This window comes from Variovorax sp. DAIF25, assembly GCF_050711835.1.
GTDB lineage: Bacteria > Pseudomonadota > Gammaproteobacteria > Burkholderiales > Burkholderiaceae_C > Variovorax.
The window spans coordinates 142,051-159,441 of record NZ_CP136637.1 but is presented as its reverse complement, the minus strand read 5'-3'; the positions used below and the strand labels follow the sequence as shown (position 1 = coordinate 159,441).

General features: G+C 70.6%; 13 protein-coding genes. 8 read left to right on the top strand and 5 right to left on the bottom strand.

Annotation, left to right across the window (positions count from 1 at the left end; genetic code table 11):
• The first annotated feature begins 4 nt into the window (after positions 1–4).
• The 6 genes from R0232_RS34885 (at position 5) to R0232_RS34860 (ending at position 6,984) form a co-directional block, all read left to right on the top strand.
• Positions 5–670, top strand: a complete 666-nt coding sequence (locus R0232_RS34885; protein WP_431513866.1) for an NADPH-dependent FMN reductase — start codon at positions 5–7, stop codon at positions 668–670.
• Positions 663–1,448: an SDR family NAD(P)-dependent oxidoreductase gene (locus R0232_RS34880; RefSeq protein ID WP_431513865.1), complete on the top strand. Its 786-nt coding sequence runs from the start codon at positions 663–665 to the stop codon at positions 1,446–1,448. Before R0232_RS34885 ends, R0232_RS34880 begins: the two co-directional genes overlap by 8 nt.
• Before the next feature lie 190 nt (positions 1,449–1,638).
• Positions 1,639–2,505, top strand: a complete 867-nt coding sequence (locus tag R0232_RS34875; protein WP_431513864.1) for an acetoacetate decarboxylase family protein — start codon at positions 1,639–1,641, stop codon at positions 2,503–2,505.
• A gap of 36 nt (positions 2,506–2,541) precedes the next feature.
• Positions 2,542–3,741 (top strand): porin, encoded by a 1,200-nt coding sequence (locus R0232_RS34870; protein WP_431513863.1) that lies wholly within the window; start codon positions 2,542–2,544, stop codon positions 3,739–3,741.
• A 62-nt stretch (positions 3,742–3,803) separates the two neighbouring features.
• Complete coding sequence (locus R0232_RS34865) at positions 3,804–5,858, top strand: PQQ-dependent dehydrogenase, methanol/ethanol family (RefSeq protein ID WP_431513862.1); 2,055 nt, start codon at positions 3,804–3,806, stop codon at positions 5,856–5,858.
• Positions 5,859–5,904: 46 nt separating this feature from the next.
• Positions 5,905–6,984, top strand: coding sequence for a zinc-binding dehydrogenase (locus R0232_RS34860; protein WP_431513861.1), 1,080 nt, complete (start codon positions 5,905–5,907; stop codon positions 6,982–6,984).
• A gap of 7 nt (positions 6,985–6,991) precedes the next feature.
• Here the strand turns inward: R0232_RS34860 and R0232_RS34855 are convergent, their stop codons facing one another.
• Positions 6,992–9,712 carry a LuxR C-terminal-related transcriptional regulator gene (locus R0232_RS34855; RefSeq protein WP_431513860.1) on the bottom strand — a complete coding sequence of 907 codons (2,721 nt, stop codon included), beginning with the start codon at positions 9,710–9,712 and terminating at the stop codon, positions 6,992–6,994.
• 173 nt (positions 9,713–9,885) lie between these two features.
• Entirely contained in the window at positions 9,886–12,177 is a 2,292-nt protein-coding gene (gene metE / locus R0232_RS34850) for a 5-methyltetrahydropteroyltriglutamate--homocysteine S-methyltransferase (RefSeq protein WP_431513859.1), read from the bottom strand.
• A gap of 107 nt (positions 12,178–12,284) precedes the next feature.
• Between metE and R0232_RS34845 the strand changes: the two genes are divergently transcribed.
• Complete coding sequence (locus R0232_RS34845; RefSeq protein ID WP_431513858.1) at positions 12,285–13,169, top strand: LysR family transcriptional regulator; 885 nt, start codon at positions 12,285–12,287, stop codon at positions 13,167–13,169.
• On the opposite strand, the gene R0232_RS34840 is transcribed toward R0232_RS34845, so the two are convergent.
• Positions 13,170–13,793, bottom strand: coding sequence for an FMN-binding negative transcriptional regulator (locus R0232_RS34840; RefSeq protein ID WP_431513857.1), 624 nt, complete (start codon positions 13,791–13,793; stop codon positions 13,170–13,172).
• Positions 13,794–13,876: 83 nt separating this feature from the next.
• Here R0232_RS34840 and R0232_RS34835 point away from each other — a divergent pair, with 83 nt between their 5' ends.
• Positions 13,877–15,331, top strand: coding sequence for a PLP-dependent aminotransferase family protein (locus tag R0232_RS34835; protein WP_431513856.1), 1,455 nt, complete (start codon positions 13,877–13,879; stop codon positions 15,329–15,331).
• Here R0232_RS34835 and R0232_RS34830 read toward each other — a convergent pair.
• Both R0232_RS34830 and prpF read right to left on the bottom strand, forming a co-directional pair.
• On the bottom strand, positions 15,322–16,182 hold the full coding sequence (locus R0232_RS34830; protein WP_431513855.1) for an isocitrate lyase/PEP mutase family protein: 861 nt from the start codon (positions 16,180–16,182) through the stop codon (positions 15,322–15,324). The two genes, R0232_RS34835 and R0232_RS34830, sit on opposite strands and share 10 nt — an antisense overlap.
• 14 nt (positions 16,183–16,196) lie before the next feature.
• A complete protein-coding gene (gene prpF, locus R0232_RS34825) occupies positions 16,197–17,390 on the bottom strand; it encodes a 2-methylaconitate cis-trans isomerase PrpF (RefSeq protein ID WP_431513854.1) in 1,194 nt (397 codons plus the stop codon).
• Between the last annotated feature and the right edge of the window lies 1 nt (position 17,391).

Below are 17,391 nucleotides of genomic sequence, written 5' to 3'. Positions count from 1 at the left end.
CGCCATGAATCCCCTCCCTCTCCATGAGGCGGCGGCCGCCGACGTGGCGCACCTCTTCGATTCGGCGCTGCCGCACCTGGTGATCGTCGGCGGCACCGTCCGCCTCGGCTCCACCAGCGAGCGCCTCGCCCGGCACTGCGAAGCGCTGGCGAGATCGCTGGGCGCGACCACCTCCTTCTTCCGTGCGGCGGAACTCGAGCTGCCGATGTACGCGCCGGACCGTCCCGTGCGCCATCCCGTGGCGCGGGCCTTCGTGCGCGAGGTGCAGCGCTGCGACGGCATGATCGTCTCGTCGCCGGGCTACCACGGCGGCATCTCGGGCCTGCTCAAGAACGCGCTCGACTACCTCGAGGAACTGCGCGTCGATGCACGCCCCTACCTGCACGGCCGCGCCGTGGGATGCATCGCGTCGGCCGCGGGCTGGCAGGGTGCCAACAGCACGCTGACGGCACTGCGCTCGGTCGCCCATGCCCTGCGCGGCTGGCCCACGCCGCTGGGCGTGGCCGTCAACTCCGCGCAGCCGCTGGTCGACGCGGCGGACAGCCTGAACCCCGACGTGGCGGGCCAGCTCGAGGCGATGGTGCGGCAGGTGCTGCACCTCGCGGGCTGGCATCCCATGCTTGCCGGACCGTGTTCACCCGCAACAACCAAGGAGAAGATCGATGGCTGATTCGAAGTTCGAGGGCAAGGTCGTCATCGTCACCGGTGGCGTTTCCGGCATCGGCGCCGCGACCGCGCGCCATTTCGTGGGCGCGGGAGCGCGGGTCGTGCTGGCCGACATCGACGGCGAGCGCGGGGCGGCGCTGGCGGCCGAGCTGGGGTCCGCCGCCTGGTTCCGGCAGTGCGACGTTGCCGACCTCGACCAGGTCATGGACCTGGCGGAGGCGGTCGCCGACCGTTTCGGCGGCGTCGACATCCTGCACAACAACGCGGGCATCGGCTGCCTGGGCGGCACCACGCCGGAACTGGACGTGGGCACCTGGCACCGGGTGCTGTCGGTGGACCTGCACTCGGTCTTCTATGCCTGCAAGGCGGTGATTCCGCTCATGCGCCAGCGCGGCGGCGGCGCGATCGTCAATACCGCGTCGATCTCGGGCCTGGCGGGCGACCACGGTTTCACGGCCTACAACGCCGCCAAGGGCGCGGTGATCAACTACACGCGCGCGCTGGCGCTCGATCACGCGCCCCACAACATCCGCGTCAATGCGATCTGCCCCGGCCTGATCGCCACCCCGCTGACGGCGCCGATCGAGGGCATGGGCAAGCTGCGCGAGACCTGGGAACGCGGCATCCCGATGCGGCGCGCGGGGATGCCGGAGGAAGTGGCGCGCGTGGTGGCTTTCCTGGCATCGGACGCCGCCAGCTACATGACCGGCAGCATCGTCGTGGTCGACGGCGGGGCCATGGCCGGCACCGGGCAACCCAAGGTCGCCGACTTCATGGGTTGACGGCCAGCGCGTCGCGCCGATCGCCCCCCATTCGAGCGGACCCGCGGTCCAGCGCGCGGCGCAGCCCTGCACGCAGCCTCCGGCTGCCGACATCACGCACCGGTGCGCGAGGCGCGAGCGCTCGCCTCGCGCAGGCCGGCCGGTTCCACGAGGCAGCGCTTTTCTTCCAGCACTTTTCAGGAGTGACCCCATGACGCATCGCCCCCTTCTTTCCTTCACCTCGCCCGCCCTCGGTGCAGCGCCGGGCATGGCGCGCCGCCGGCTTCTCGCCGCGGCGGCGGTCGGCCTGGCGGGCGGCAGCCTCGGCCTGCCGATGCGCGCCGCCACGCCGGCGCAGCCCTCCGCGCCGCAGGCCGGCCGCCGGAACGACGAGCTCGCCGACTTCAGCGACGTGGACATCCTGTCGCTGGTCTACAAGGTCGCGGCGGGCGCGCAGATCGCCCTGCCCCCGGGCGTGGAACACGATGGCAGCGGCGCCGCCGTCCTGAGCTTCGTGCGCTACGGGATGTCCGGTGTCGGCAGCTACCGCGAAGTCCTGCAAAGCGTGCCCGTGCGTCACGAAGGGGCGGCGGCCAGCTATGTCCTGAACATCTATGTCGACAACGAACAATCGATGATCGAAGGACGCGAATGGCTGGGATGGCCCAAGCTGCTGGCCGACATCTCCTTCGATGCCGAGCGCGTCGAAATGAGCAGCCTCGTCGTCGCATCGGTGAGGCGCCCGGCGGATGTTCCGGCGGCCTATGCCCAGTTCCAGCCGGTCAGGCGGATGGATGCCGCCGCCCTCGGTGCCGCCGCCAGCACCACGCTCAACCGCCGGACCGTGCGCGCGGTGTCGAAGGAACAGCCCCCCGTCGTCGACGAACTCGTGCCCTCGGTGATGAAGGTGATCTCGGGCGAGCTCTGGTCGGGCAACGGCTCGCTCGCACTGACGGGCTTCTCGGAATTCGCCCCCTTCCACCACGCGCCGGTGGGCAAGGTCCTCGGCGCCACGCTGCTGCGCAAGGCCAGGCTTCAGCTCGTCATGCCGCGCCGTTCGTACCCCATCAAGAAATAGGACGCCGGCAAGAACAGCCATCGGGATGGAGACCCCGTGCACAAATATCTGCTCGCATTCTGCGCATCGAGCGTCACACCGCTGTGCTCGGCGCAATCGACCACCACGATATTCGGCGTGATCGACATGTCGATCAGCCGCTATACGAACAGCGAGCGCGATCTCGTCACGCGGCGCAAGACGACGAAGCGCCTCGACGCCTTGAACCAGAAAAACTTCGGCAAGAGCCACCTGGGCTTCCGCAGCAGCGAGGACCTGGGCGGCGGCCTCCAGCTGGGCATCTGGCTGCAGGCAGGCACCGCCGTGGACGACGGTTCCGAGGGTCTCGATGGATTCAGGGATCGTTCCGTCGTGAGCCTCTCCGGGCCGTTCGGCGAGATCCGCTTCGGGCGGGACTACACGCTGGCCTTCGGCGCCGACTCCGTGATCGACCCCTTCGTGGGATTCGGCAACGGCGTGAATCTGCTGTCCGCCGCCAATGCCCTCGATCCCTTGGGGAATCCGGGCGGGTTGGGCGGAATCGCGGACTACATGCGCGCGAGCAATTCGGCCAGCTACCTGCTGCCGCCGAATCTGGGCGGCTTCCACGGCCAACTCATGTATGCCCTGGGCGAGGACGACGATGCCCCGGGCGGTTCGCGCTCGTCGCGCGGTCGAACGAAGGCCGATCGCTACGCGGGCATGGGCCTGGCCTATGCGGATGGCCCGCTGCTCCTCGCGGGCACGTACAGCCGCATCGAGGTAGGTGGCGGCCTGCGCGACGCCAGCAGCGACAAAGTCCGCTTCTTCACGGCCGTCGCAAGCTACGACTTCGGCATCGCCAAACTGGTGGCGGAGTATTCGAGGTCCAAGGCGTCGGGTGGGAACGACATGACGGCATCGGCCTCGACCCCGCTCCCCGACATCGGCATGCGCGGCTACCTGGCGGGCCTGACGGTTCCCGTGGGCGCCGGCATGCTGCGCGCCTCCTATGCGCGCGTGCGCTACGACGGACTGTTCGCCCCCGGCACGCTCGCGAGCTTCGGCACGCCGAGGGTCGGCAAATGGGCCATCGGCTACGTGCACAACCTGTCCAAGCGAACCGCGCTCTACGCGAACCTGATGCGCCTGACGAACCACGACGGTACCCGCCTGAGCCTGGCGCGACCGTTCTACGGCAGCGCGTCCGCGGAGTCGGTCCAGCGCCGGCCCGGCACCTCGACCGGATTCGAGCTCGGCCTGCGGCACTTCTTCTAGGACACGGCCTTGTCCCGAGCCCGGAAATGCTTCTCAACCGAATCGAACGACGGACGAACCTCATGATCACGAACAAGCATTCGATCGGCGTTCGCGCGCTCCTGGTCGCCGCGATGGCGCTGGCCTTCATGCCGCCGGTCGCCGCGGGCCCCGCGGAACCGGCGCCGCGCATCGCCGCCGATGCGGCGGGCGCGAACTGGTTCGCCAAGGGCGGCACGCACGGCGAGACCTACTACAGCGGCCTGGACCGGATCACCAGCGGCAACATCGAGCGCCTGGGCCTCGGCTGGAGCCACGACATCGATCCGGGCCTCACCAGCTTCAGCGCACCGCTGATGGTCGACGGCGTGCTGTACTTCGCGGCCGGGCAGTCGGTGGTCCATGCGGTCGACGCGCGCAGCGGAAAGCTGCTGTGGAAACACGATCCCGAGGCCTACAGGTTGGCCGGCCACAAGCTGCGCGCCGGCTTCGGCCTGCATGACCTGGCCTATCTCGACGGGCGGATCTTCGTGGGAACGGTGGACGGCCGGCTGATCGCGCTCGATGCCCGCACGGGCCGGCAGGACTGGAGCGTGCAGACCATCGACCCCGGGAGCGAAGCCTATGGCGTGGGCACGCCGCGCGCCTTCGACGGCAAGGTCATCATCGGGTTCGGCGGGGCCGACTACGGCGCGCTGCGCGGTTATGTCACGACCTACGACGCCGCGACCGGCAAGCAGCTCTGGCGCTTCCACACCGTGCCGGGCGACCCGGCCAGGGGCTTCGAGAACGAGGCCATGGCGATGGCCGCGAAGACCTGGACCGGCGAATGGTGGAAACACGGCGGCGGCGGCACCGTGTGGAATGCCATGACCTACGACGAGCGATTCAAGCGCGTCTATATCGGCGTCGGCAACGGGTCGCCCTGGAACCAGAAGATCCGCAGCCCGGGCGGCGGCGACAACCTGTTCCTGGCCTCCATCGTGGCGCTCGATGCCGACACCGGCGAGTACCAGTGGCACTACCAGGTCAACCCGGGCGAGACCTGGGACTACAGCGCCGCCATGGACATCGAGCTGGCGGAGCTGCCGATCGACGGCAAGCTGCGGCCGGTCCTGCTGCATGCGCCCAAGAACGGCTTCTTCTATGTGATCGATCGCGAAACGGGCAAGCTGGTGTCGGCGGAGAAGTTCGCCAGGAACGTCAACTGGGCCGAGCGCATCGACCTGCGCACCGGCCGCCCGGTGGAGAACCCGGCGGCCCGCTATCCGGGCGGCCGGCCCTTCGTCGTGCAGCCCGGCTCGTTCGGCGCGCACAACGTGCAGACCATGTCGCTCAGCCCCAGGACCGGACTGGCCTACATCCCCGCGAGCGAGAACGGCTTCCCCTATGTCGATCCGCCGGACCCGCGGGCGTGGCAGCGCCGGGCCGGCATGGTCAACGACGGCGGCCTGGGGCTGCCGCCCGCGAACCTGAAGGTGCCGCCGCTGACCTCGGCACTGGTCGCCTGGGACGTGCTGCGGCAGCGGCAGGCATGGCGCATCGAACTCGGTGCCGGAACGAACGGCGGAACGCTCGCCACGGCCGGCAACCTGGTGTTCCAGGGCCAGGGCAGCGGCCAGTTCGTCGCCTACGCGGCCGACAGCGGCAAGCGGCTGTGGTCCTTCGATGCCGGGAACGGCATCCTGGGCAACCCGATCAGCTACGAACTCGACGGCAGGCAGTACGTGACGGTGATCACCGGATGGCGCGGCTTCCTGCCCCCGCCCGTCTGGGACTACAGGCTGCAGCGGCGCCGGGTCCTGACTTTCGCGCTCGACGGCAAGGCGTCGCTGCCGCCTTCCACGTCGGCCGAGTTGCCGTTCATCGACGACCCTTCGTTCAAGCCCGACATGTCGAAGGCGATCGCCGGCCTGATCCTCTACGCGCAGCGATGCGCGCTGTGCCATGGCTTCAACGCGGCGGCCGCCGGCGGGGCGCCGGACCTGCGCAGATCGGCGATGGCCGCCGACCCCACGACCTTCGAGGCCGTGGTCAGGCAGGGGCGGCTGATGGCTGCCGGCATGCCGCGCTTCGAGGAGCTGACGGCCGAGGAACTCGAGCGCCTGCAGCACTACATCCGTTCGGCCCCGCGATGAGGCCCGGGCCGCCGGGCGCCGATCACGAAGGAAACAGGAGGAACCCATGCGCGCTGTCGTCTGCCGGCACCACAGGCTGGTCTGCGAGGACATGAACGACCCGGTCCCGCAAGCCGGCCAGGTGCTGGTCGGCACGCTGGCCTGCGGCATCTGCGGTTCGGATCTGCACGCGCTCGACCATCTGCCCGAGCTGGCGGCGCTGAACGCGCAGTCGGGAAGCGGGCTCTCGATCGATGCGGACCGGGACATGGTGCTGGGCCACGAGTTCTGCGGCGAGTTGCTGGAGCACGGGCCGCGCGCATCGAAGCGGCTGCGGCCCGGCGCCAGGGTGGTCGCGATGCCTTACGTCCACACGGCCGACGGCATGGAGTTCATCGGCTTCTCGAACCGGCTGCCCGGCGGTTTCGCGGAGCGCCTGGTGCTCCAGGAGTCGCTGCTGCTCGAGGTGCCGAACGGGTTGCCCACGGAGCTCGCGGCCCTGGTCGAGCCCTTCGCGGTCGGCACGCACGCGGTGGCGCAGGCCGCACCTCCACCCGGCTGCGTCGCGCTGGTCGTCGGTTGCGGGCCGATCGGTCTCGCGGTGATCGCGGCACTGCGGATCGCGAAGGTCGCGCCGATCATCGCCTGCGATCTCTCCGCCGCGCGGCGGCGCCTGGCCGAACGCATGGGGGCCGACATCGTGGTCGACCCCGCGATGGTTTCGCCGCATGCGTACTGGGAGGCCCTCGACGTGCCGGCCACGCTCGCGAGCCTGGGCGCGGCGCAGTTGTCGGGCCGCAGCCTGCGCGAGGCGGCGGTGTTCGAATGCGTGGGCACCCCCGGCATGCTGCAGGCGCTGATCGCGAACGTGCCGCCGACGAGCCGCGTCACGGTCGTGGGTGTCTGCATGACGGAAGACCGGATCCAGCCGGCGCTGGCCATCCAGAAGCAGCTTCGCTTCGAGTTCGTGTTCGCCTACACGCCCTCCGAGTTTGCGGCCACGCTGCATCGCCTCGCCGAGGGATCGATCGATGCCGCGCCGCTCGTTTCGTCGACCGTGGGCTTGAGCGGCGTCGAGGGCGCGTTCGCTGCGCTGCGCGGCGCGGACGGGCCGGTCAAGATCCTCGTGGATCCGCGCCGGCCTTGAGACGCGGTCAGCGAAGGTCCTCGTGCCGCGGATCCGGATCGATGCCGAGGCGGCGCACCGCCGCGATGGCGTCGCGCCGGCCCCTGACCTCGAGCTTCAGATAGATGTTCTTGAGGTGCCAGCGCACGGTTTCGACCGAGACGCCGAGCGCCTCGGCAATGCGGCGGTTCGACAGGTCGTGCATGAGCAGTGCGAGCACCTGCCGCTCCCGCCTGCTCGGCGCTTCGCGTCGCGCGCGTGCCGGGACGGCGAAGGACGGCGCCGCGGGGACCTGCGCGAGCACGCGTTCGAGAAACAGCGCCAGCATCGGATCGTCCGCGGGGACGCAGCGGGCCAGCTCGCGCAACAGGTCGACGAATTCCGGGCCCTGGGCCACGAGGCTCGCGAATAGCCCCAGGGCCCGCGCCTGCTGCACGAGTTCCAGGGTGCGGCGGGCCGCCATGCGCTCGCGACCGCCGCGCCGCAGGATGACGGCGGCCAGCGCACCGGCCTGGAAGCGAAGCCGGCCGTCGAGCGCGGCATCGGCTTCGAGGGCACCGATGAGATCGCCGGCCTTCGCGTCCTGCAGGCGGTGCAGATGCCATTGCGCCTGCGCCAGCTCGGTCCACCGCGCGATGGTCGCGGCCCCATGGTGCGCGACGGCGTGCGCCTGGCGGGCCAGGGCTTCGAGCGCTGCCAGCCGCGCGCCGGCCTCCTTCTCGCGCCGGGCGAGCAGGCAGGTGTGAAAGGCCTCGAGGCACAGCCTGGCGCCGATGCGCGGCATGCCTCGGACCATGGGAAGTTCGGCCAGGGCGTCGAGCACCGCCAGCGCTTCGTCGAAGTCGCCCGCCAGCACCTGCAGGCGCGCGAGGGCCAGCGTCGCACTGAGCAGGGCATCGGGATAGGCCAGCTTCTCCAGCATCTGCAGATAGCGCGCGGCGAGCGATCGCGCGCCCTCCACGTCGCCGGTCTCGACCCGCACTTCGCAAAGCGTGCCCGCCGCGATGCAGGCACTCAGCGACTGTTCGCCCAGGGTGGCGACCGACTGCTCGAGGCTGGCGCTCAGCACGGCCTCGGCCTGGCGGCAGCCGCCTTCGTGCAGATGGGTCGCGCCGAGGATGACGGAACTCATCTGCGAGCCGAAGGGGGAATCGCGCAGCGGCGTGCCGTCGTCCGAGACCAGCATCGGGCCCGCGAGATGCCGGCGCGCTTCCTCGGGCCGGCCCTGCTGCAACAGGCTCCAGGCCACGAGGTTGCGCCGCCCGCCGAGCAGCACCGCGTCGTCGATGCCCGCCGTCTCGCGCAGGCCCGGCACGTCCTGGGCCACCGCGGCCAGGTCGTCGCGCTGGATGGCGAGCGAGACCTTGAGCATGCGCAGCAGGTAGCGTTGCCGGGGCGACTGCCCATCGGCGCCCCGTTCGAGCTCGGCCAGGCTGCGGGCGCAGGCATCGAAGCGGCGGTGGCACAGCAAGGACCAGGCGTCCCAGAGGCGCAGCGCCGGGCGCCGGGCGAGCAGCTCGGGCGGCAGCACCGACAGCGCACGCACCAGCGCTTGCAGTTCGCCGCGAAAGAAGAGGCTGCCGGCATGGGCCTCGATCCAGTCGGCCGCCGCTTCGGGCTCTCCCGCGGCGATCAGCAGGCGGGCCGCGTCGTCGAGCATGCCGCGCTGGGCGAACCAGGCGCCGAGCCCTTGCCGTGCACGCTGCTGCGACTCGGCGGGCATCTGGGCGAAGCGGGTCAGCAGCAGCTCGTGCAGCAAGGGATGGAACTGCCACCAGGTCTCGCCGCCCGAGCGCGTCGTCGCCGTGATCAGCAGGCGCTCGCGCTGGAGCAGCGTGCTCAGGCGCTCCAGGATGTCGACGCCGAGCAGCCGGGCCACGAGCGCTTCGTTGAAGTGCCGCGCCGGCGACAGCCGGACCAGCGCGTGCAGCAAGGCGGCCGGCAGATGGGAGAGCAGCTCGCGCTGGAGGTAGGTGGCGATCTGCGTGGTGATCCGCAACGGCGCGCGGCTGTCGGCGTGCCGGCGCTGCGCCGCCTGCACGAGCATGCGGATGCCCACCGCCCAGCCATCGGTCAGCGCCTGCAGGCGGGCCAGGCCATGGGGCGGCAACGCGGGCGCATGGCGGCCGACCAGCTGGCTCGTTTCGGCGCGCGTGAAGCGAAGCCGCTGCCAGTCGATGAGGTGCAGCTGGCCCGAGGTCGCGAGGCGCAGCAGCGACAACGGCAACTCGGTGCGCGAAAGGATCAGCAGATGGAGGTTGGCGGGGGCGTAGTCGAGCAGCGTCTGGAACAGCTCGTGCACCTGCGGGTCGGCGACGTTCTGGTAGTCGTCGATCAGCAGCATGACATCGTGGCCCTGGTGCGCGAATGCGCGAAGCATCGCGGCGGCCAGCATGCCGGGCGACGGGAAGGCGGACGCCGCGCCGGCTTGCGCTTCTTCCAGCAGCGGCGACTGCGGGCAGGCCGCGATCAATCGCCGCGCCAGTGCCTGCGGCGGCTCGCCGCGATGCATCGACAGCCATGCCGCATGAAAGCCCAGCGGCGAGAGACGGGCGCGCCATTGCAGGGCGAGCGTGGTCTTGCCGCTGCCCGCGGGGCCCAGCACCACGTGGCAGCGGCGGTGCCGGTGCGGCAGCCAGGCCTCGATCAGCTCGGTGCGTTCGACCATGTCCGCGGGCAGGCGAGGCGCCGCCGCGGCGGGCCTGGCAGGCGCCGTGGAATGCGGGCGGGTGCGCTCGGTGGTGGACATGAGGAGCGGGTCGCGATGCCGGCTGCCGCATGGCTGTTGCAATGGCGTGACAGCATCGCGGCCGCGGCCTCAGGGTAGCCGAGCCACGCGGGGCGTGGCAAGCCGGCAGCCGCTGGCGGGCCGCCCTTATCGATCGAAGAATCGGAACGCGGTTTCAGCGCGGCCGATCGCCCTCAGGCCGTGGCGCGCAGCGTCTTGGCGGCCGCCACCATGTTGCTCAGCGCCGGAATCACCTCGGGCCACTGGCGCGTCTTGAGGCCGCAGTCGGGGTTGACCCACAGGCGTTCCGCGGGAATGCGCTCGGCCGCCTTCTTCATCAGCTGCACGATGTGCTCCTGGCTCGGGATGTTCGGCGAGTGGATGTCGTAGACGCCGGGGCCGATCTCGTTCGGGTACTTGAAGTCGTCGAAGGCATCGAGCAGCTCCATGTCCGAGCGCGAGGTCTCGATGGTGATGACGTCGGCATCCATGTCGGCGATCGACGCGATGATGTCGTTGAACTCCGAATAGCACATGTGGGTGTGGATCTGCGTCTCGTCGCGCACGCCGTTGGCCGTGATGCGGAACGCATCCACCGCCCAGTCCAGGTACTCCTGCCATTGCGACTTGCGCAGCGGCAGGCCTTCGCGCAGCGCGGCCTCGTCGATCTGGATCACGCGCACGCCGGCGCGCTCGAGGTCGAGCACCTCCTCGCGGATGGCCAGCGCGAGCTGGCGGCACGAGGCCGAACGCGGCTGGTCGTCGCGCACGAAGGACCAGTTGAGGATGGTCACGGGGCCCGTCAGCATGCCCTTCATCGGCCGTTGCGTGAGCGACTGCGCATAGCGGATCCACTCGACCGTCATCGCCTTCGGGCGGCTGATGTCGCCGAACAGGATCGGCGGCTTCACGCAGCGCGAGCCGTAGGACTGCACCCAGCCGAACTGGCTGAAGGCATAGCCCTCGAGCTGCTCGCCGAAGTACTCGACCATGTCGTTGCGTTCGGCCTCGCCATGCACGAGCACGTCGAGGTCGAGCGCTTCCTGCTCGCGCACGCTGCGCTCGATCTCGGCGCGCATCGCCACCTGGTAGTGGGCCGCGTCGAGGCGGCCGGCCTTGAACTCGCTGCGCGCATGGCGGATCTCGGCCGTCTGCGGGAACGAGCCGATGGTGGTGGTGGGGAACGGCGGCAGCTTGAGGAACGCGGCCTGCTTGGGCGCGCGCTGGGCATAGACGCTCTCGCGCCGGCCGAGCTGGCTGTTGAGCCGGGCCACGGCCGCCTGCACGGCGGGGTTGTTCACGCGCGGCGAGGCACGGCGCGCGGCCAGCGCCGCGGCGTTCGCGGCCAGCGCCTCCTTCACGGCCGCGCGGCCGTCGCGCAGCGCGCTGGCCAGCACGCGCAGTTCCTCGAGCTTCTGCAGGGCGTACGCAAGCCACGACTTGAGCTCGGCGTCGAGCTTCTGCTCGCTCGCCAGGTCGACCGGCACATGCAGCAGCGAGCACGAGGGCGCGATCCACAGGCGGTCGCCGAGGCGCTCGGCCAGCGGCTCGAGCCAGTCGAGCACGGCGGCCAGGTCGGTCTTCCAGATGTTGCGGCCGTTGATCACGCCGAGCGACAGCACCTTGTGCGGCGGCAGCATGCTCAGCAGCGGCAGCACGTCGTCGCGGCCGTTGATGGCATCGACGTGCAGGCCGGCCACCGGCAGGTTGGCGGCCAGGTACTTGTTCTCGGCGAGCTGGCCGAAGTAGGTGGCCAGCAGGATCTTGATCCTCGCGCTCTTGAGGTGGTGGTAGGCCGTGTTGAAGGCGTGCTGCCAGTCGGCATCGAGCTCGGTCGCGAGCAGCGGCTCGTCGATCTGCACCCATTCGACGCCGCGCGCCGCGAGCGCGTCGAGCAGCTCGGCATAGACCGGCAGCAGGCGCGGCAGCAGCGCGAGGCGGTCGGAGTCGTCCTTGGCCTTGCCGATGGCCAGGTAGGTCACGGGGCCGACCAGCACCGGCTTGGCCTTCACGCCCTGGACCTTGGCTTCGTCGAGCTGTTCGAGCAGGCGCGAGGCATCGAGCCTGAACTCGGTGGTCGCGGTGAACTCGGGGACGATGTAGTGGTAGTTGGTGTCGAACCACTTGGTCATCTCGCCCGCGGCCACGCCGCCGCAGCAGCCCGCATGCTCCTCGGCCGACTGCGCCGAGCGGCCGCGCGCCACGCGGAAGTAGTTGTCGAGCGCATCGCCATGGAAGCCGCGCACGCGCTCGGGCAGGTTGCCGAGCGTGAAGCTCATGTCCAGCACCTGGTCGTAGAACGCGAAGTCGCCGACCGGCACGAGGTCGATGCCGGCCTGGTCGTTCCAGTGGCGCTGGCGCAGCGTGGCGCCCAGGGCCTGGAGCGCGTCGCGCGAGGACTCTCCCTTCCAGTACGACTCGAGCGCGAACTTCAGTTCGCGCCGGGCGCCGATGCGGGGAAAGCCGAGGTTGTGGGTGGTGGTCATGGGTAGCGAAGGGTCCGGCAGTACAGGGAAAGGCGCGATCCTAGGTTTGGCGACCCGTGAAGTAAAATGGTCTTATTTCACGTATCCATGAATCTGGCTCATTGACCATGCTCGAGCGCATCCATCTGTCGATCGTCCAGGAAGTGGACAAGCAGGGCTCGCTGACCGCGGCCGCCGAGGTGCTGCACCTCACGCAGTCGGCGCTGAGCCATTCGATCCGCAAGCTCGAACAGCAGCTCGGCACCGAGGTCTGGCAGCGCGAGGGGCGCAGCCTGCGGCTGACGCAGGCGGGCCAGTACCTGCTCGCGGTGGCCAACCGCGTGCTGCCGCAGCTCGCGCTGGCGGAAGAACGGCTGGGCCAGTTCGCGCAGGGCGAGCGCGGCTCGCTGCGCATCGGCATGGAATGCCATCCCTGCTACCAGTGGCTGCTCAAGGTGGTCTCGCCCTACCTCGCGGCCTGGCCCGACGTGGACGTGGACGTGAAGCAGAAATTCCAGTTCGGCGGCATCGGCGCGCTGTTCGGCTACGAGATCGACCTGCTCGTGACGCCCGACCCGCTCTACAAGCCGGGCCTGCACTACGAGCCGGTGTTCGACTACGAGCAGGTGCTGGCGGTGGCGCGCGGCCACCGGCTGGCGAACCTGCCCTACGTGAAGCCCGCGCAGCTCACGCAGGAGGTGCTGGTCACCTACCCGGTGGCGACCGATCGGCTCGACATCTACAACATGTTCCTGATGCCCGCGGGCGTGACGCCCAAGCGGCACAAGGCCATCGAGACCACCGACATCATGTTGCAGATGGTGGCCAGCGGCCGCGGCGTGGCCGCGCTGCCGCGCTGGCTGGTCGAGGAGTACGCGCAGAAGATGGACGTGGTGCCGGTGCGGCTCGGCGCGCGCGGCATCGCCAAGCAGATCTTCCTGGGCGCGCGCGAGACCGACACCGACATCGACTACCTGCGCGCCTTCGTCGAGCTGGCGCGCGCGGCCGGTTGATCAGCCGGCCGGGCGCATGCGCTCGGCGAGCTCGGCATGGCCGCGCGCGGCCAGCGCCTCGGACGCGCCCGTGCGGTCGCGCGTCTCCTTGTTCTGGCTGAGCTTCGACTTGCCGACCAGCGAGGTGAGCGCGATCTCGATGCCGACGATGTGGCCCAGCAGCCCGTCGATGAATTCGGGCGCCGAGTCGCCCATCTTCCAGGGCCGGGGCTCGGCCGCCTCGTGGCGGCGCGTGAGGCGCGCGACGATGCCGCGCACGAAGCGCTCGTCGTCGCGCACGGTGATCGTGCCGTGCGCATGCACCACCTCGTAGTTCCAGGTCGGCACCTGGCGGTGCTGCTCGTGCTTGCTCGGATACCAGCTCGGCGAGATGTAGGCCTGCGCGGCGCGGAAGACCACCATGACCTCGGTGCCGCTCGGGCAGCGCTGCCAGACGTCGTTGGCGCGCGCGACGTGGGCCGAGAGCAGGCCGTGCGTGCCGACCTCGGGATCGAACTCGAAGGGCAGGTGCTCGGCGTCCAGCCCCGCGGGGCCGTGCGTGACCAGCATGCCGAGCGGATGCTCGCGGATGACGCGCTGGAGCGCGGCGGGATCGGTGACGGCGAAATGCGCGGGGATGTACATCGGGCGTGGGGTGAGAAGCGTGGGGGTGCCTGAATGTCGCCTCGAACCGGCACAATGCGAAGAACCAGTTTTGGCCTTTTTGCATGGACCAGTTGTCGCTTCCCCCAGGCCAGGGCGCGGGCCGCCGCATCTATGCGCTGCTGCGCGACCAGATCGCCGACGGCACCCTGCCCGCGGGCGCGCCCGCGCCGTCGACCCGGGCCCTGGCGGCCGAGCTCGGCGTTTCGCGCACCACGGTGACCGCGGTCTACGAGCAGCTCGCGGCCGAGGGCTACCTGCTCACGTCCGCGGGCCGTGCCGCGCGCATCGCGAGCCCGCCGGCCGCGGCGGTGGCGCGCCCCGCGACGCCCCGTGGCCGCGCCCGGCCCGCGCCCACGCTGTCGGCCTATGGTCGCCGCATCGCCGCGATGGCGCCGCCGGCCACCGCGCCGCCCGAGCCGGCGCGCATCGACTTCCTCTATGGCGCGGTCGCCTCGCGCGACTTCCCCGCGCTGGTCTGGCGGCGCGCCTACCAGGCCGAGCTGCTGCGCCAGCAGCGCAGCCTGAGCTACGCGCCGCCCGAAGGCGACGAAGGCTTGAGGCGCGCGCTGCAGGGCTATCTGCGGCGCGCGCGCGGGCTGGTCTGCGACGCGGAACAGATCGTCGTGGTGCAGGGCTCGCAGCAGGGCATCGACCTGTGCGCGCGGTTGCTGCTCGATCCGGCCGATGCCTTCGTGTTCGAGAACCCCGGCTACCTGATGGCGCGGCGCTGCTTCGAGGCCACGGGGGCCGCGATGCTGCCGGTGCCCGTCGATGCGCAGGGCCTGGACACGGCCGCGCTGCCGCGCGACGGCCGCGCGCGCCTGGCCTATGTCACGCCCTCGCACCAGTTCCCGCTCGGCGGCGTGCTCGCCATCGGCCGGCGCCTCGAACTGCTGCAATGGGCACGGCAGCAGCGCGCCTGGATCGTGGAAGACGACTACGACGGCGAGTTCCGCTACGGCCAGCGCCCGATCGATGCGCTGCGCGCGATCGATGCCGACGGGCGCGTGCTCTACGTGGGCACCTTCTCGAAGGCGCTGTCGCCGCAGATGCGGCTCGGCTACCTGGTGCTGCCGCCCGAGCTGGTGCCGGTGTTCCGCCAGGCCAAGCGCATGGCCGACCGCCATGCGCCGCTGCTCGAGCAGCGGGTGCTGGCGGCCCTGATCGACAGCGGTGCCTACGAGCGCCACGTGCGGCGCGCGCGGCGCGAGAACGAGCGCCGCCGCACGGCGCTGCTCGAGGCGATCGCGCGCCATCTGCCGGCCGAGGCGCAGGTCGCGGGCACGGCGGCCGGGCTGCACGTGGTGCTGTGGTTGCCGTGGCTGCGGCCGCGCGACGAAGCCGCGCTGGTCGCCGCGGCGCGGCTGCGTGGCGTGGGTGTCTATCCGGTGTCGCCGCTCTACGCGGGCAAGGCCACCGGCAGTCGTTGCGGCGGTCTGATCCTCGGCTATGCGAGCCTCACGGTCGAGCAGATCGCGCAGGGCGTGCGGCTGCTGGCCGCGGTGCTTCAGGTGTAGCGCTGCTCCAGCGCGTCCCACTCGGGCTTGCCCACGAGCCGCTGGCGCTCGGCGAAGGGCGTGACCAGGCCGCTGGACTCGCGCACTTCCTTCTCGTCGCGCAGCACCGTCAGCGCCTTCTGCATGCCGGCCACCGCGCCCTGCAGCGCGGCATTGGCATAGAGCACGATGCCGTAGCCGAGCTCGCCGAGTTCGGTCGCGTTGAAGATCGGCGTCTTGCCGCCGATCACCATGTTCATGAGCTGCGGCCGGTCGAGGCGCCGCGGCAGCGCGCGCACTTCCTCGGCGCTGGTCACGGCCTCGACGAACAGGATGTCGGCGCCGGCCTCGGCGAAGCGCTGCGCGCGCTCGACCGCGGCCTCGAAGCCATGGACGGCGGCCGCGTCGGTGCGCGCCATGATCAGCAGGTCGGGATCGCGGCGCGCATCGACGGCCGCCATGATCTTGCTCACGGCCTCCTCGGTCGAGATCACTTCCTTGCCCGAGAAATGGCCGCAGCGCTTGGGCGCGACCTGGTCCTCGAACTGGATGCAGTCGGCGCCCGCGCGCTCGAGCGTGCGCACGGTGTGGCGCACGTTGAGCGCGTTGCCGAAGCCGGTGTCGGCATCGACGATCAGCGGCACCGACACCGCATCGCGGATGCGCGCCGTGTGGTCGGCGATCTCCGACAGGCCCATGAAGCCCTGGTCGGGCATGCCGAACCACATGTTGGTGACGCCGGCGCCGGTGACGTAGATGGCCTGGAAGCCGAGGTCCTCGACGACGCGGGCGGAGAGCGCATTGAAGGCGCCCGGAACGATCAGGCCGCGGCGGGCCTCGGCGAGGGACTTGAGTTGCTTGCGGGTGGACATGAGGGGATCCGTTTTCAGAAACTGTCGCCGGGCACGCGCACCCAGCCTTCCATCAATACGCGCGCGCTGCGGCTCATCAGGGCCTTGGTCACGGCCCATTGGCCATCGACCGCGCGCGCCTCGGCGCCGACGCGCAAGCTGCCCGACGGATGGCCGAAGCGCACCGCCTGGCGTTCGCCGCCGCCGGCCGCGAGGTTCACCAGCGTGCCGGGAATCGCGGCCGCGGTGCCGATCGCGACCGCGGCCGTGCCCATCATGGCGTGGTGCAGCTTGCCCATCGACAGGGCGCGCACCAGCAGGTCGACGTCGGCGGCCCGCACCGGCTTGCCGCTGGACGCGACGTAGTCCTTCGGCGGCGCGACGAACGCGACCTTGGGCGTGTGCTGGCGCTTCGCGGCCTCGGCGATGTCCTGGATCAGGCCCATCTTCACGGCGCCGTGCGCGCGGATGGTCTCGAACATCGCGAGCGCCTTCGGGTCGCCGTTGATCGCGTCCTGCAGCTCGGTGCCGCTGTAGCCGATGTCGGCGGCGTTGACGAAGATGGTGGGGATGCCCGCGTTGATCAGCGTGGCCTTGAAAGTGCCGACGCCGGGCACCTCGAGGTCGTCGACCAGCCTGCCGGTGGGGAACATGGCGCCGCCGCCCTCGCCCTCCCCTTCGTCGGCCGGATCGATGAACTCCAGCGGCACCTCGGCCGCCGCGAAGGTCACGCCGTCGAGCTCGAAGTCGCCGGTCTCCTGCACCTGGCCGCCAGAGATCGGCACATGGGCCACGATGGTCTTGCCGATGTTGGCCTGCCAGATGCGCACGGTGCACACGCCATCGGCCGGCACGCGGGCCGGATCGATCAGGCCCTGCGCGATCGCGAACGGACCCACGGCGGCCGACAGGTTGCCGCAGTTGCCCGACCAGTCGACGAAGGCGCTGTCGATGGACACCTGGCCGAACAGATAGTCGACGTCGTGATCGGGCCGCGTGGAGCGCGAGAGGATCACGGTCTTCGAGGTCGACGAGGTCGCGCCGCCCATGCCGTCGATCTGCTTGGCATAGGGGTCGGGGCTGCCGATCACGCGCAGCAGCAGCGCGTCGCGCGCCGGGCCCGGCTGTTGCGCGGCCGGCGGCAGGTCCTGCAGGCGGAAGAACACGCCCTTGCTGGTGCCGCCGCGCATGTAGACGGCGGGAATCTTGATCTGGGGAATGGATGCCATG